The organism is Vreelandella salicampi (genome assembly GCF_013415105.1).
GTDB classification, from domain to species: domain Bacteria; phylum Pseudomonadota; class Gammaproteobacteria; order Pseudomonadales; family Halomonadaceae; genus Vreelandella; species Vreelandella salicampi.
In genome coordinates this window covers 31,765-45,059 of record NZ_JACCDF010000019.1, presented here as the reverse complement: position 1 = coordinate 45,059, position 13,295 = coordinate 31,765, and the positions used below count along the sequence as shown (strand labels likewise).

Below are 13,295 nucleotides of genomic sequence, written 5' to 3'. Positions count from 1 at the left end.
CAACCTGAATAAGAAAAAACAGAATCGCTCGAAACGCACACTGCTGGTGGGTAAACACACGCTGGCGGCGGTCATTCGCCGGAAAGACGAGTAGCGGACAGCGAGCCATGGGATTTCCAATGGCGGGTATGTTACCAGAATATGACAGGCGGTCATCTGCTGCATTGGCAACGCCCAGCGCTTCAGAACTGTCGGGGGTTTTACGTGCATGTGGTTGAGGCCAATACCGACCAGGCCCTGGCGTGGCTGGCAGGCGCCAACCCAGTGAGCGCGGAGTGCAGCACGCTCTATCGGAGGTGATGAGAACGGTACTGAGTATGACCTCGTCGTACTTTTCGAGAACGCCCGCAATCAAGTGACCAACCTTCGGGTCATACATAGGTCAGGAGATCGCTCGCCTTCAGCAATGAGTGCAGCATAGCCAGGTTTTTCTGTAACTTTTGTACCTCGCTAATGTTGTAAGCTATCTCTTACATGTCGCAATCAGATTTCCTACATTAATTACACGCTGACTCTGGTAGTATAAGCCGCCGCGTATTTGACGCTTGCCTCGCCATTACGAGGAAAAATAACCCCTGGATGACGGGGGCAATCAAGGGATACATAAGGATGAAGAAAACGACATTAGGTCTTGTGATTGGCGCGCTGGTATTAGCCTCTACGGGTAACGCAAGCGCGGATGAGTTTGAGCGGCGTATTTCGGTCGGTGCGATTGCCGGTACGACAGGGTTTGGCGGTGATGTCTCTTACCGGTTTCATAAAAACCTCGCGGTAACCGCCCGCTACACGGATGGGTTAGATTTCGACACTGACTTCGAAGAGGACGGCGTTGATTACGAGGCCGAGTTTGGCATGAAGGCGTCGAGCCTCAAGCTGGATTACTACCCGTTCGGCGGGCGTTTCTTCATCGCTGCCGGTGCCATGATGCCGGATATCGACGCGAGCGTGACAGGCACACCGCAGAACGGCATGACCTACGAATTGAACGGCACAGATTACTCCGCGGCCCAGATCGGTTCTGTGGTGGGCACCGCGACCGTGGCAGATGGCACCCAGCCTTATCTTGGCTGGGGGTGGCGCAGCTCCAACGAGAGTGGTCTTGGCTTTTTCTCTGAGTTCGGTGTTGTCGCGACGGATATTGATGTCTCGCTGCGGACGACTAACGGCTTCGAGAACATCGACCCGGCGTTGCGTGATGATATTCGCGGCGAAGAAGAAAGCTTGAAGGATGACATCGACAAACTGCCGGTATTCCCGGTGGCGTTGATCGGTATTAGTTACACGTTCTAGATTTTCTTGACAGCTACTGTTTTGTTTAAGGCAGCCATTGGCTGCCTTTTTTGCTTTAGCCGAAATTGTGCCATTAAGTTTGGGCTACCTGCAGCGTGCTAAAGTGCGATCCCTTGGCTGATCGCGTACAATTTCAGGCCACGTTCGCCGTATTAACCGGGAACGAAAATTTAGAAATTTTTTATCTAAGGATTTTTTATCATGGCAGACGAAAAGCAGCAAACGATCACCATCGACGGCACTGAGTACAACGTGGCTGATCTGTCCGACAACGCCAAAGCTCAGGTGACCAACCTGCGCGTAACCGATGCTGAGATCGAAAAGCTCAAGCAGCAGTTGGCGATTTTTCAGACCGCTCGCACCGCTTATGCCCGCGCGCTTTCCGAAGAACTGCCGAAAGAGACGCACTGAGTATGTTAAAGGTAACGCTATTACTCGCCATTGCCGTTTTGTTAACCGGCTGTGGCGGGGTGCCGTTGGTGCCATGTATTTAATCTTCAATACCTCATTACTGTGAGGTTTTTCCGATGGTAACTGTTACTCGCGACCCTGAGCGTTATCGAGTCATGCCCGGCGAAGGCTATGACGGCGTTGTTCAGGTGTCAGCCGGGGGCTTTTACGGCTCAGGCGTACTGCTAAACGGCGGTCGCGCCGTACTAACGTCTGCCCACGTGCTTGAGGGCGCTGATACCGTGACAGTGCGTATGGATACACCGGCCGGGCGTATTAACGTGCCAGCCTCGCAGTATGCGCTTCATCCTCTTTTCGATGCGGATAATGGCAATGGCGACCTCGCCCTGGTGTGGCTAGGCGAGCCGGCACCGGCGAGCGCTGAGCGAAGCACGCTCTACCGCTACGACGATGATGTGGGCAGTGATATTACGCTTGTCGGCTACGGCCTTCCCGGCGATGGCCTTACAGGGTATGTGGAAAGCGGTAGTGTGGCGCCCACTAAACATCTAGCCGAAAACCGTTTTGACACCACAGGAGACGCCCTGAAGGAGGCGCTTGGGGGTGGCATTGCTTGGGACCCATTACCTGGCTCCCAACTGATCATCGACTTTGATGATGGCAGCAGCGAAAACGATGCGCTGGGTGTGCTAATGGGCTTGCGCGATACCGGGCGTGGTGGTGCAGAGGGTCTGATTGCTCCTGGTGACAGCGGCGGCCCGGCGTTTATTGATGGTGACGTCGCGGGTGTCGCCACTTACACGGCGTCGCTTAGCCGCAACGGGCAATCTCCTGATATCAATGACGTTCAAGACAGCAGTTTTGGCGAAATAGCGTCTTTTCAGCGGGTAAGTTACTATCAACAGTGGATTGACCGAAGCCTCCGTAAGGCCGACCCGAACACACCGGCGAGCCCAGAAGAGGTCGAAACCACCCTTCTTGAGGAGGATGACGGCACGTCGCTTGTGTACTTTCTGCTCGAATTTAACGGCGAGCGTGATGATCCTAAGCAGTGGTTAAGCGTTGACTATGCTACCCGAGACGGCAGCGCTACCGCTGGGGAGGATTATATCGCCGTGGCCGATACACTGATCCTTTATCCCGGCGAAACACAAGCCGCAATTGCCGTGGAAGTGATCGGTGACGATATTGCCGAGCCTGATGAGGCGTTTTACTTGGACGTGTTTAATCCACAGGGCGGCAGCTTTGGCGAGGGTGTGGCCCAGCTGACCGCAGTGCGTACGATCATCGATGACGATGGATGGATGGCGTAATCAAGCATTCTGAGCAGGAGCGCCATTCATTGCACGAATGGCTGAACTGTTTGCCCCGATAAATCGGGAGTCAACTGCCTAGGTAATTATTTCCAGGAGCGTCATTTATTGCGTGATTTGCCCTTTAACCTGCACTCACCAACCCCCTGCATCAAGCAAGCTGCGGGTGTTGTTGTTAAGCGGCAATCGAAAATCCGCGGTGCCCAACACCATGGCATCACCAGAGCGTACGACCCTCGCGCTGACGTAAACATAATCCTGCCCTTGGGCGTAGGTGCCCATCAAAATCGAGCGGGCGTCATGCTGGGCGCTTAGGCGCTGCACTTGGCGAGATAGAATGAGCTCACCCACACTCTCTTCAATAAACATGCTGTCGCGCATTTTGACTTCGCGTACCTGCATGCCCTGGCGCGCAAGCGCGGATGCCATGATTTCGGAGCTGATGCGGCCAAAGGTGGAAGATTGGCTTAGGTTATCGATATCCACAAAGGTCGCGGCAATCATCGGGCTGTAGCGGGTGATATCGGGATTGCCTGCGACGATGCGCTCTGCCGCTTGATGGGCAAGCTCTGATAGATCCGGCTTAGGCTCGGGGGGCGCGCTGTTGTTATCGAGTACGGAACAAGCGCTTAGAAGTAGCGTAAAAAAACCGACGGCCATAAGGCAAGCCGTGCGTGAACGCATTGGGAAAAAGGGAATCAGAGGCATGGTGTTACCAAGAGTCTGTGATGGAAACCGTGGGGGTGGCAGGCGGTTGGGGCACCCGGTGCGGGGCATAGTGGCGACGGTCGCCTTGGTTGGTGTAGTAAATGTTCGATGATGAGTAGAGAATGCGCTCGTCATCCACAATTTGCGTGGTCACAATGATTTCTTCGTTGCCCGTATAGGTCCAGCTACCGCTGGTGATATCCGCCGCGATGGCAGCAGGTAGCAGCGCGAGAGCAGGCTCGCTCCAATGGTTGAAGGGGTGTGTGGCCACGGCCACGCCACCGGCGAGGGCTGTGAAAGCGCCTCGTGGCGGGCGGATGTAACCGCGGTCGCGGTGATTCACGACCTCAACGTTAAACCTCACCGTGGCGCTTTGCGCGCTAGGTACGGTGGTGACATTGGCGCCACGAGAAACCAACTGGCTGGTGAGTAGGTCGTGAAAACCGCGACCAAATTCGCCGCCTTGGTTTTCATCCTGCGGTGCCTGGTCATCGGGGTGAATATAAAGGTCGCGGAAACGCACGCGGCTGTTGCGCAAAATCCCGTCGGCTTCGTGCTGCGCGAGCACATCCCAGTGATGGGCGGCCTGCATGCGCTGCTGCTCGGTATAGGGGTAGGTGGTCGCAATCGGCGCTTGTGACGTATTGGCATAAAAGCAGCCACTTAGCGTCGCAAGCACCGCGCCCATGGCGAGGGGGCGTAGCCAGCGTAAGGCGCTGGCCTGTGTTCGAAACGTATCAGGTAAATAAGACGGCACCGGCAGATCCTTCTCGCGACAAAAACGGCGTTTGATAGACTAGTTTGCCATGCCTAACAAAGATCGGCTACGGAGTTAGAAACTTGAATGAGCGATAACACGGATGCTTGAAGATCACCGCAGCGGGCCACGCCACGATTCTCTATTAAAAGTGCATCACGATGATGATAGCGACAACGCATGGATGGTGAGTTATATCGATGTCATGACGCTGCTAGTGGCACTGTTTGTGATCATTATTGTGGCGGCGGAGGCGGCCAACCCCGGGTGGTTGGTGGGCTCGCGCGCGCCTGCAGAAGAGGAAATGCGCCCGATACCGCGTTTAGAGGTGCCGCTGCCGGAGCCGCTAGCGGACTTACGCAACGCCCAGCGGGTACCGCCTACTGCGCCAGGGCAACTTAGCCCGATGGCGCTTAGTGCTGCCTTAGGGGTGGCGGGGTTACCGCCGCGCGTACCGTCACCCCCGCGGCTATTGGCTAAGCCGGCACTTGAGGCCGAACCTGAACAGCTGCCCGCACCGGAATTGCCGCGCTTAATGATGCCTTCAGGGTTTGATTTAACCCGGCCGCTTGCCGATTTTATGGTGGTGCTGACGGATCGCCCGCCCAGTAATGTGGTGGACGTCGATGACGACGCTGTGGCAAGTGCGTTGGCGCTTAATCAATCGCTCGCGCAGCGGGTGGACGACTCACTCTACCTGCCGGATCTGGAGGGCGTTGAAGTGTCGCGTGTGTCGGAGGGGATTAACCTTCGTGTTCAGGATCAGCTGCTTTTCCCCAGTTCGACCGCCGACTTAACCGGGGATGGCGAAGCACTTGTGGCGAGCCTTATGGAAACGATCCAACGCTACGACGGTAAAGTCTCTGTAGAAGGCCACTCGGACAGCCGGTCAATCAACACGACGGAATACCCCTCCAATTGGGCGCTCTCTAGCGCGCGGGCCATTGCGATTGTCGAGGTGCTGGAAGACGCCGGAGTGGATTCTGATCGCCTTCGTGCGGTCGGGTTAGCGGCAACAGAGCCACTCGCCGATAACGACACAGCACAGGGGCGCGCGCGTAACCGCCGCGTTGAGGTCGTGATCCACGTCGAGTAGCGGCAAGTGAAAAAAAGCCCGCCGGGGGAGGGCGGGCATAAAAGGCTTGGCTCACTGCAGCCCGCTGGCTGGGGGAGGGGTATACAGGGATGCCAGCGGGTACAATTTGAGTATAGCTATTTTGTGCCTGATTCCAAGCATTCGGGCAAAATTTTTTATCCAATATTTGATCGCGCCTTACTATCCCTTCCCTTTTGCTCTCTCATTCCTTTTCTTGCCGTGCTGCAACTTTCGGCTTGCGACAAACCGCCACAGGATGCTGGCGGTTTTTTTGGCTAAGCTGTCTCTATAGTTATTAACTTAGAGGATTTTATTATGAACGGCAGCAGCGTTATGCACCACCGTTTCTCTTCACGCACGGCTTTACCCGTGGCGATCGCCGTAACGGTCGCCATGAGCTTGGGCAGTATCGCGCAAGCGCAAGATGACGCGTCGGCTTATCGCGAAACGAAGCTTGGGCTCTATGTCACCGCTGAGGAGGCACATGAGCTTATGCAGGAAGAGAGCGATGCGATACTGATTGATGTGCGCGATCCTATCGAAATTAAATTCACTGGCTTTGCAGAACCGACGGATATCCACGTGCCGTGGGTGCTGGCGGATCGCACGCAGTTTGATGATGACGCCCAAACCTGGCCGATTGCCCGTAACCCCAACTTCGAAGCGCAGATACGCGCCGAGCTTGAGTCGCTCGGCGTTGCAGACGATACCCCTATCATTGTGATGTGCCGTTCTGGCGCGACGCGCAGTGCGCCCGCAGTCGATGTCGTTGCGGAAATGGGCTACTCCGACGTCTATTCCATGAGCGACGGCTTTGAAGGGGGGCAGCTAAAAGAAGGCGACTCGGCAGGCGTTCGTGCACGTAACGGTTGGCGTAATGCGGGTTTGCCGTGGAGTTACACGATCAACCCCGATGTCGCTTGGTATGAAGGCAAGTATGAAGACTAAATCGGCTGGATGTATTTCATTGTTTAAAGGAGTTTTACGATGCGCCACACACTATTGGCGGCGACGGCGTTAAGCGTTGCCGTTTTCGCACTGCCGACGCTTGCGACCGCTGATGATCGCGCCTTGATGATCGTGACAAGCGACGAAGTACAAACTCAGAGCATGGCGATGATTTTGGGTAATGCGATGCGACAGCAAGGCACGGATCTGCACATTCTGCTCTGCGACGCAGCCGGTGATTTGGCTATCGATGACTTTGAGAGCGATGAGGCGGTTAACACGCCGCCAAGCAACCCGGCCGGGCAGATCAAACCCGAAGGGTTAATGCAGATGATGATGGGAGAAGGCGTCGGTGTTGACGTTTGTGCCATCTACCTGCCGAACTCTGATTATTCTGAAGATGATCTACGCGAAGGTGTCGGCGTTGCCGCCCCGGGTCCCATGGCTGAGATGATGCGTGATCCGTCGATCCCGGTGTATAGCTTCTAACGTTTTTTAGGCTATATCGCCCTCACTGTTATGTCGGTAAATGCAGCAAACACCGCCCGAGCGTTTCTCTTTTGTAGACGTTCGGGCGGTGTTGTTTTATGCATTTGGTTTTATATTTGAAAATAGTATAAATATATAACGTTATTTGCGCTATACTTATGCCAAAGCACCTTTCCCGGTGCATCCAACGTTTATTCGGAGGCGATTATGACCGCTCCATTGGTGACTCACTTTTTCGACGAACCGACCAACACGTTTAGCTATGTGGTTCAGGACCCCAACAGCCAAGCGTGTGCGATCCTGGATTCAGTACTCGATTTTGATTATGCAGCGGGTCGCACGGATGTGCGCTCTGCTGACGAGATTATTGACTTTGTTCGTGAACACAGTCTCGAGGTTGAGTGGATTTTGGAAACGCACGTACACGCTGACCATCTTTCGGCAGCGCCGTATCTTCACGAGACACTCGGTGGCAAGACGGGAATCGGTGCCAACATCACCGTGGTACAGGAGGTTTTCGGTAAGGCGTTTAATGCCGGTACCGAGTTCGCCCGCGATGGCAGCCAGTTTGATGTTCTATTCGAAGAGGGTGACACCTTCCAAATCGGTGGGCTTGAAGGGCGCGTGCTGCATACCCCGGGCCATACGCCCGCCTGCTTGACCTATGTGATCGGTGATGCCGCCTTTGTCGGCGATACCCTGTTCATGCCGGATTATGGCACCGCGCGCTGTGACTTCCCCGGCGGTGACGCACGAGCCCTCTATCGCTCGATCCAAAAGGTGCTCGCATTGCCTGGGTCTACCCGCCTGTTTATGTGCCACGACTACAAGGCGCCCGAGCGTGATACCTACCAACACGAAACCACCGTCGCCGATCAGCGCGCGGCAAACGTGCATGTGCGTGATGGGGTTAGCGAAGAGGAATTCGTCAAGATGCGCTCAGAGCGTGACGCTACCTTGGGGATGCCGCGGCTTATTATCCCGTCGGTACAGGTCAATATGCGGGCGGGCGAAATGCCGCCCGCTGAAGATAACGGACAGGTGTACCTCAAAGTGCCGATCAATACGTTTTAAGACCGTTCTTACCGCTGGGTGTTAAACGCCAATATGGCGAGGCAATGCCATGAATCCTAAACGCTACCTGCCTATTTTTCAGTGGTTGCCGCACTATCAGCGCAGCACCCTGACGCGAGATCTGTTGGCGGCGGTGATTGTGACGATCATGCTGATACCGCAGTCGCTGGCATATGCCATGTTAGCGGGGCTGCCAGCCGAAGTAGGGTTATATGCCAGCGTACTGCCGCTGGTGGCCTACGCGATTTTTGGCACTAGCCGGACGCTAGCCGTGGGGCCGGTGGCGGTGGTATCGCTGATGACAGCGGCGGCCTTGGGCAATATTGCCACGCCAGGAAGTGCCGAATACGTAGGCGCCGCACTGGTACTGGCGCTGCTATCGGGGCTAATTTTGACCTTAATGGGCCTTGCCCGGCTGGGTTTTCTGGCTAACTTTCTCAGCCACCCGGTGATCTCAGGCTTTATTACCGCCTCTGGCCTCATCATTGCGGCGGGGCAGCTGCGTCATCTGCTGGGCGTTGAGGCGAGCGGCCATAATATGGTGGCGCTTGTCACCGGGCTTTGGGGACAATTGGGCAATATTCATCTGACGACGCTACTGCTCGGCGGAGGCAGCTTGGTGTTTCTTTATGCAGCGCGGCGCTGGCTGAAAAAGGGCCTTTTGAACGTGGGCGTGGCGTCTGGCGTTGCCGACATGTTGACCAAAGCCGCCCCTATCGTCGCGGTCGCGGCAACCACGCTGATTACCTGGCGTTTGGGATTGGATCAACGCGGCGTGGATGTGGTGGGCGATATTCCTGCTGGGTTGCCGCCCATTACGTTGCCTGGGTTTGAGCTGGGTCTGTGGCGAGATTTGTTAATGGCAGCGGTGCTGATCAGTATCGTGGGGTTTGTCGAATCGGTATCGGTGGGGCAGACGTTGGCGGCAAAACGTCGCCAGCGTATAGACCCCAACCAAGAATTGATCGGGTTGGGCAGTGCCAATTTGGCGGCGTCTTTTTCCGGTGGTATGCCGGTTACCGGCGGTTTTTCACGCTCGGTGGTCAACTTCGATGCGGGCGCGCAGACACCCGCCGCGGGTGCCTTTACCGCCGTGGGTATCGGTGTGGCGGCTTTGGTGTTAACGCCCCTGATTGCTTATTTGCCCGTGGCGACACTGGCCGCGACGATCATTATTGCCGTGCTGAGCCTGGTGGATTGCCCCGCCATTGTGCGTACCTGGCGTTATTCACGCAGCGACTTTGCCGCCATGTTGGCGACGATTATCGTCACGCTGGCCAGCGGGGTGGAGAGCGGAATTTTAGCCGGTGTCGGGCTTTCGTTGGCGTTACATCTCTACCGCACCAGCCGCCCGCATAGCGCCGTGATTGGCCGGGTGCCGGGGAGCGAGCACTTTCGTAACGTTGAGCGTCACCAAGTCGAAACCGCGCCTCACCTGTGCATTTTGCGCGTTGATGAAAGTCTCTACTTTGCCAATGCGCGCTATCTTGAAGATACGGTGATGGACGAGGTGAGCCGTCAGCCCGGCGTCAAACACGTGGTGCTGGCCTGCCAAGCGGTGAACGTGATCGATGCCTCAGCGCTTGAAAGTCTGGAAACCATCAATCAGCGGTTGGACGATGCCGGTGTGGTGCTGCACTTGGCAGAAGTGAAAGGGCCCGTGATGGATCGTCTGCAGGACACTACGTTCTGCCAGGAATTAACCGGCTTTGTTCATTTGAGTACCTTTAGCGCGTGGGTGGCACTGACGCAGCCTTCCAACGCGGTTTACCCCGAGCAGTCCGCTTGCCCTAACGCGCGAACGTTAACGCTGGCGCACGATTTTCCCGAGGCGGCGCCAAAAGTGGCGTCCGCTTAGATCTGTCCGCAAAAACTAAGCAACAACCTTTTTAGGAGATAGACGATGAAAACGAACGTAGGTGGTGTCGATAAAATTGCCCGTATTGTTGTAGGTGCTTTGCTCATCCTTCTGGCCTTAACCGGCACCATTGGTGCCTGGGGCTGGATTGGTATCGTGCCCCTCGCAACGGGCCTGTTTAACTTCTGCCCGCTTTACGCGCTGATAGGCGTTAACACCTGTAAGACGAAACAGTAATCGCAGGTATCGCTAATTAGCGCCCGTTAAAAAAGGAGAACAGCGTGGATTGGACGGCAAGCCTGCAAGGGCTGGTTGGTGGCGTTCTGATTGGGCTGTCAGCGGTATGGCTGATGGGAACCATGGGGCGTATCGCCGGGATAAGCGGCATTGTGGGTAACTTGATTACCCAGCGTCCGAAAGGCGATAGCGCCTGGCGCGTGACCTTTGTGCTGGGCTTGATCAGCGGCCCACTGCTCCTCATGGTCTTGGGCGGTGGTTTCGGGAATGTGGCCAATGCACCCGGCGCCGTTATCGGTGAGCCCGCAGGCGGTGTTGTGTTGATGCTGGTGGCCGGGTTGTTGGTTGGGTTAGGCACCGGGCTTGGCAGCGGCTGCACCAGTGGCCACGGGGTGTGTGGTATCGCACGCCTGTCAACACGCTCCATTGCCGCGACGGTGATGTTTTTGATCACCGCGATCATCACCGTGTATGTGGTTCGCCATGTGATAGGAGGTGGGGCATGAAAATGGTGATGGGCTACATTGCTGGCTTGTTGTTCGGCCTTGGCCTTGCCATATCAGGCATGACAGATCCGGCGCGCGTTCTCGGCTTTTTAGATATCGCTGGCGCCTGGGACCCGACGCTGATGTTTGTGTTGGGCGGGGCGGTGGTGACGAGCTTTATCGGGTATCGCCTGGTGTTTAAACGCTCAGGGCCGTTATTCGGTGAGCGCTTCCAGCTGCCCACCAAGAAAGACCTCGACGCCAAGCTTTTGGGTGGCGCGGCGCTCTTTGGTATTGGCTGGGGGCTTTCGGGTTACTGCCCAGGGCCTGCCATTGCGTCTGTCAGCGGTCTGACGATTCCGCTTGCCGCCATGTTAATCGCGATGGTGGTGGGTTGGTTTGCGGCGCGAATAGTCACGCGTTAACGGTTAGACCTTCGTGTTATGTCACCCCCTGCCAGCCTCAATGGTAGGGGGTTTTTTGTATTTATCTGGTGTTGTATGGAGATTTTTAACCGTCGGTTAATCCTACCTTGTCATGCTGACTACACTAGTTAAGGAACCGTTATGCATATATTGCTGGTAGAAGATGATGCGTTAGTGGCCTCTGGCATTCGCGCAGGGTTAATGACCTATGACTTCGTCGTGGATCACGCCTCCACGTTGCAAGCAGCAAGCCAGGCACTAGAGGCCGTGACCACGGATGTTGTCATTCTTGATCGCGGGATGCCCGATGGCGATGGGTTGCTGCTCTTGGAAGAGTGGCGCAGTAATGGCGTGGAAACGCCGGTGCTGATACTCACCGCGCGCGATGCCGTACGTGATCGCGTGGATGGCTTGCAAGGCGGGGCGGACGATTACTTGGTCAAGCCGTTTGACCTTGAGGAACTTGTCGCGCGGCTTTACGCCCTGCTTCGCCGTGCTTCAGGGCGTAGCAGCGGAGTGATTACTCACGGCGCACTCACACTGGATCCGGTTTCACGGCAAGTCAGTATAGACGGCGTTGCGGTACCGCTTTCCCGGCGTGAACTCGTGCTGTTGGAGGCATTTTTGTACGCCCCGCGCAGCGTGCTAAACGCCGATCAGCTCAAAGATAGCCTTTACGGCATGAATGAAGATGTCGAAAGCAATGCGTTGAATGTGCATATCCACCACCTGCGACGCAAGCTCGGTAGCGGCATTATCGATACCGTGCGCGGCTTGGGCTACCGCTTGGGTAAGCCCGAGGCGGTGATGCTTCCACAAGATGCCATGAAGCAAACGTCATGAGTTTGCGCCTACGCCTGCTGCTAACGTTAGGGATAACGCTATCGCTTCTGTGGGGCAGTGCGGCGGCGTGGCTGATGCAGGATCTGGAAAATAAAGTGGTCGAAACACTGGATCAGCGCTTAGCGCAGTCGGCGCGCATGGTCGCTGGCTTAATGCTGCAACTGCCGCCCGAGGTGTGGCTGCAAGCGGACCAGCGAGCGCTTTCCATCCCGCCAATTGAGGGGCTGGCGTGCCAAGTGCACTCCCCCCGGGGAGAAATCATGGCACGTACGCATTCGGACATGGAGCAGGTATTAATGCCGGGCGAGCGTGGCCATGCGTATCGGGAAGAAGGCGATATGACGTGGCGCGTGTTCACCTATGAACGGGGCGGCTTAATCATTACCACCGCTGACCGGATGGATGAACGCGACATGCTCCTGGGGGATGTGATCCGTGTGGCAGTTGTGCCTTTTGTCGTGGCCTTAGTCGGCAGCCTTGGTGTGCTGTGGTTGGTGCTTTGGCGTGGGTTAGCACCACTAACGCGGCTACGCGAATCGCTATCACGGCGCCACCCGGATGCCTTGGCACCGGTGACAACCTACGGCGTGCCGGCGGAAATTCGCCCGTTGATCAATACGTTGAACGGCTTGTTAGCGCGGGTACAGCAGACGATTGTGCGCGAACAACGCTTCACCAATGACGCCGCGCACGAGCTGCGCACGCCGCTGACCGCGATTAAAACGCACCTGCAAGTGGCTAAGCGTGTCGAGGGGCAAGCGGCGATTGAATCATTAAAGCAGGCGGAAGAGGGCGTGGTACGGCTAAGCCGCACGCTCGACCAGCTACTGACATTAGCCCGCGTCGAAGGGCATTTACGCTTTGACGATGGTGAAGAAAGCGATGTCGCCGATATTGCCACCTGTGCGATTGCCGATACCAACGTCGATGCCGGTCAGCGGTTTGTATTGCCCGAGCACTGGCCAGAGGTGCTGTTATGCATGCCACGCGAGTTGGCGATTACCGCGCTGCGCAATGTGCTCGACAATGCCTTGCGCCATGGCCCGGAGGATCAGCCCGTCACGCTGAGCGCATACTGGCTCGAAACCGAGCAAGCCGTGGCATTTTGCGTGCAGGATCAAGGGCCGGGCGTCTCGTCAGCGGTGCTTAAGCAGCTCCCCCAACGTTTTTGGCGCGCCAGTAAGCAGCAAGGAAGCGGGCTTGGGCTCGCGATCGTCGTCGCCATTGCCGAGCGCTTTGGCGGGCGTGTGGCGTTTTCAAGCCAAGCAGGGGAAGGCCTAACCGTTGAATTCATTGTGCCAGCCATCGCCTCTGGGCAACACGGAGAGGCGGGGTAGCCAACCACCTTAAGCCGCTTCATT

15 protein-coding genes are annotated in these 13,295 nt (G+C 56.4%); 13 read left to right on the top strand and 2 right to left on the bottom strand.

The genetic code is table 11. The features are described from left to right. Positions 1-609 precede the first annotated feature (609 nt). From HZS81_RS16770 to HZS81_RS16760, 3 genes are all read left to right on the top strand, one after another. Entirely contained in the window at positions 610-1,290 is a 681-nt protein-coding gene (locus HZS81_RS16770; protein WP_194249408.1) for a hypothetical protein, read from the top strand. A gap of 201 nt (positions 1,291-1,491) precedes the next feature. Then, on the top strand, positions 1,492-1,701 hold the full coding sequence (locus HZS81_RS16765) for a DUF6447 family protein (protein WP_179931661.1): 210 nt from the start codon (positions 1,492-1,494) through the stop codon (positions 1,699-1,701). A 116-nt stretch (positions 1,702-1,817) separates the two neighbouring features. Next, the gene (locus HZS81_RS16760) at positions 1,818-3,014 is read left to right on the top strand and encodes a Calx-beta domain-containing protein (protein WP_179931660.1); all 1,197 of its coding nucleotides are present in this window, start codon (positions 1,818-1,820) and stop codon (positions 3,012-3,014) included. Positions 3,015-3,149: 135 nt separating this feature from the next. Here HZS81_RS16760 and HZS81_RS16755 read toward each other — a convergent pair whose 3' ends face one another. Both HZS81_RS16755 and HZS81_RS16750 read right to left on the bottom strand, forming a co-directional pair. Continuing rightward, positions 3,150-3,674 (bottom strand): FlgO family outer membrane protein, encoded by a 525-nt coding sequence (locus HZS81_RS16755; RefSeq protein ID WP_179931659.1) that lies wholly within the window; start codon positions 3,672-3,674, stop codon positions 3,150-3,152. A gap of 52 nt (positions 3,675-3,726) precedes the next feature. Continuing rightward, a complete protein-coding gene (locus HZS81_RS16750; RefSeq protein WP_179931671.1) occupies positions 3,727-4,410 on the bottom strand; it encodes a hypothetical protein in 684 nt (227 codons plus the stop codon). A gap of 172 nt (positions 4,411-4,582) precedes the next feature. Here HZS81_RS16750 and HZS81_RS16745 point away from each other — a divergent pair, with 172 nt between their 5' ends. The 10 genes from HZS81_RS16745 (at position 4,583) to HZS81_RS16700 (ending at position 13,271) form a co-directional block, all read left to right on the top strand. Further along, a complete protein-coding gene (locus HZS81_RS16745) occupies positions 4,583-5,575 on the top strand; it encodes an OmpA family protein (protein WP_179931658.1) in 993 nt (330 codons plus the stop codon). Between the two features lie 315 nt (positions 5,576-5,890). Beyond that, positions 5,891-6,523, top strand: a complete 633-nt coding sequence (locus HZS81_RS16740) for a rhodanese-like domain-containing protein (protein WP_241697542.1) — start codon at positions 5,891-5,893, stop codon at positions 6,521-6,523. A 39-nt stretch (positions 6,524-6,562) separates the two neighbouring features. Then, on the top strand, positions 6,563-7,012 hold the full coding sequence (locus HZS81_RS16735; RefSeq protein ID WP_179931657.1) for a hypothetical protein: 450 nt from the start codon (positions 6,563-6,565) through the stop codon (positions 7,010-7,012). A gap of 207 nt (positions 7,013-7,219) precedes the next feature. After that, positions 7,220-8,086, top strand: coding sequence for an MBL fold metallo-hydrolase (locus tag HZS81_RS16730; protein ID WP_179931656.1), 867 nt, complete (start codon positions 7,220-7,222; stop codon positions 8,084-8,086). Between the two features lie 49 nt (positions 8,087-8,135). Then, positions 8,136-9,944, top strand: a complete 1,809-nt coding sequence (locus HZS81_RS16725; RefSeq protein ID WP_179931655.1) for a SulP family inorganic anion transporter — start codon at positions 8,136-8,138, stop codon at positions 9,942-9,944. Between the two features lie 45 nt (positions 9,945-9,989). Then, a complete protein-coding gene (locus HZS81_RS16720) occupies positions 9,990-10,181 on the top strand; it encodes a YgaP family membrane protein (protein WP_179931654.1) in 192 nt (63 codons plus the stop codon). A 44-nt stretch (positions 10,182-10,225) separates the two neighbouring features. Further along, positions 10,226-10,687: a YeeE/YedE family protein gene (locus HZS81_RS16715; RefSeq protein WP_179931653.1), complete on the top strand. Its 462-nt coding sequence runs from the start codon at positions 10,226-10,228 to the stop codon at positions 10,685-10,687. Beyond that, the gene (locus HZS81_RS16710) at positions 10,684-11,091 is read left to right on the top strand and encodes a DUF6691 family protein (RefSeq protein ID WP_179931652.1); all 408 of its coding nucleotides are present in this window, start codon (positions 10,684-10,686) and stop codon (positions 11,089-11,091) included. The genes HZS81_RS16715 and HZS81_RS16710 overlap by 4 nt, the downstream gene beginning before the upstream one ends. A 141-nt stretch (positions 11,092-11,232) precedes the next feature. Beyond that, positions 11,233-11,934, top strand: coding sequence for a response regulator (locus tag HZS81_RS16705; protein WP_179931651.1), 702 nt, complete (start codon positions 11,233-11,235; stop codon positions 11,932-11,934). After that, on the top strand, positions 11,931-13,271 hold the full coding sequence (locus HZS81_RS16700) for an ATP-binding protein (RefSeq protein ID WP_179931650.1): 1,341 nt from the start codon (positions 11,931-11,933) through the stop codon (positions 13,269-13,271). Before HZS81_RS16705 ends, HZS81_RS16700 begins: the two co-directional genes overlap by 4 nt. Positions 13,272-13,295 lie beyond the last annotated feature (24 nt).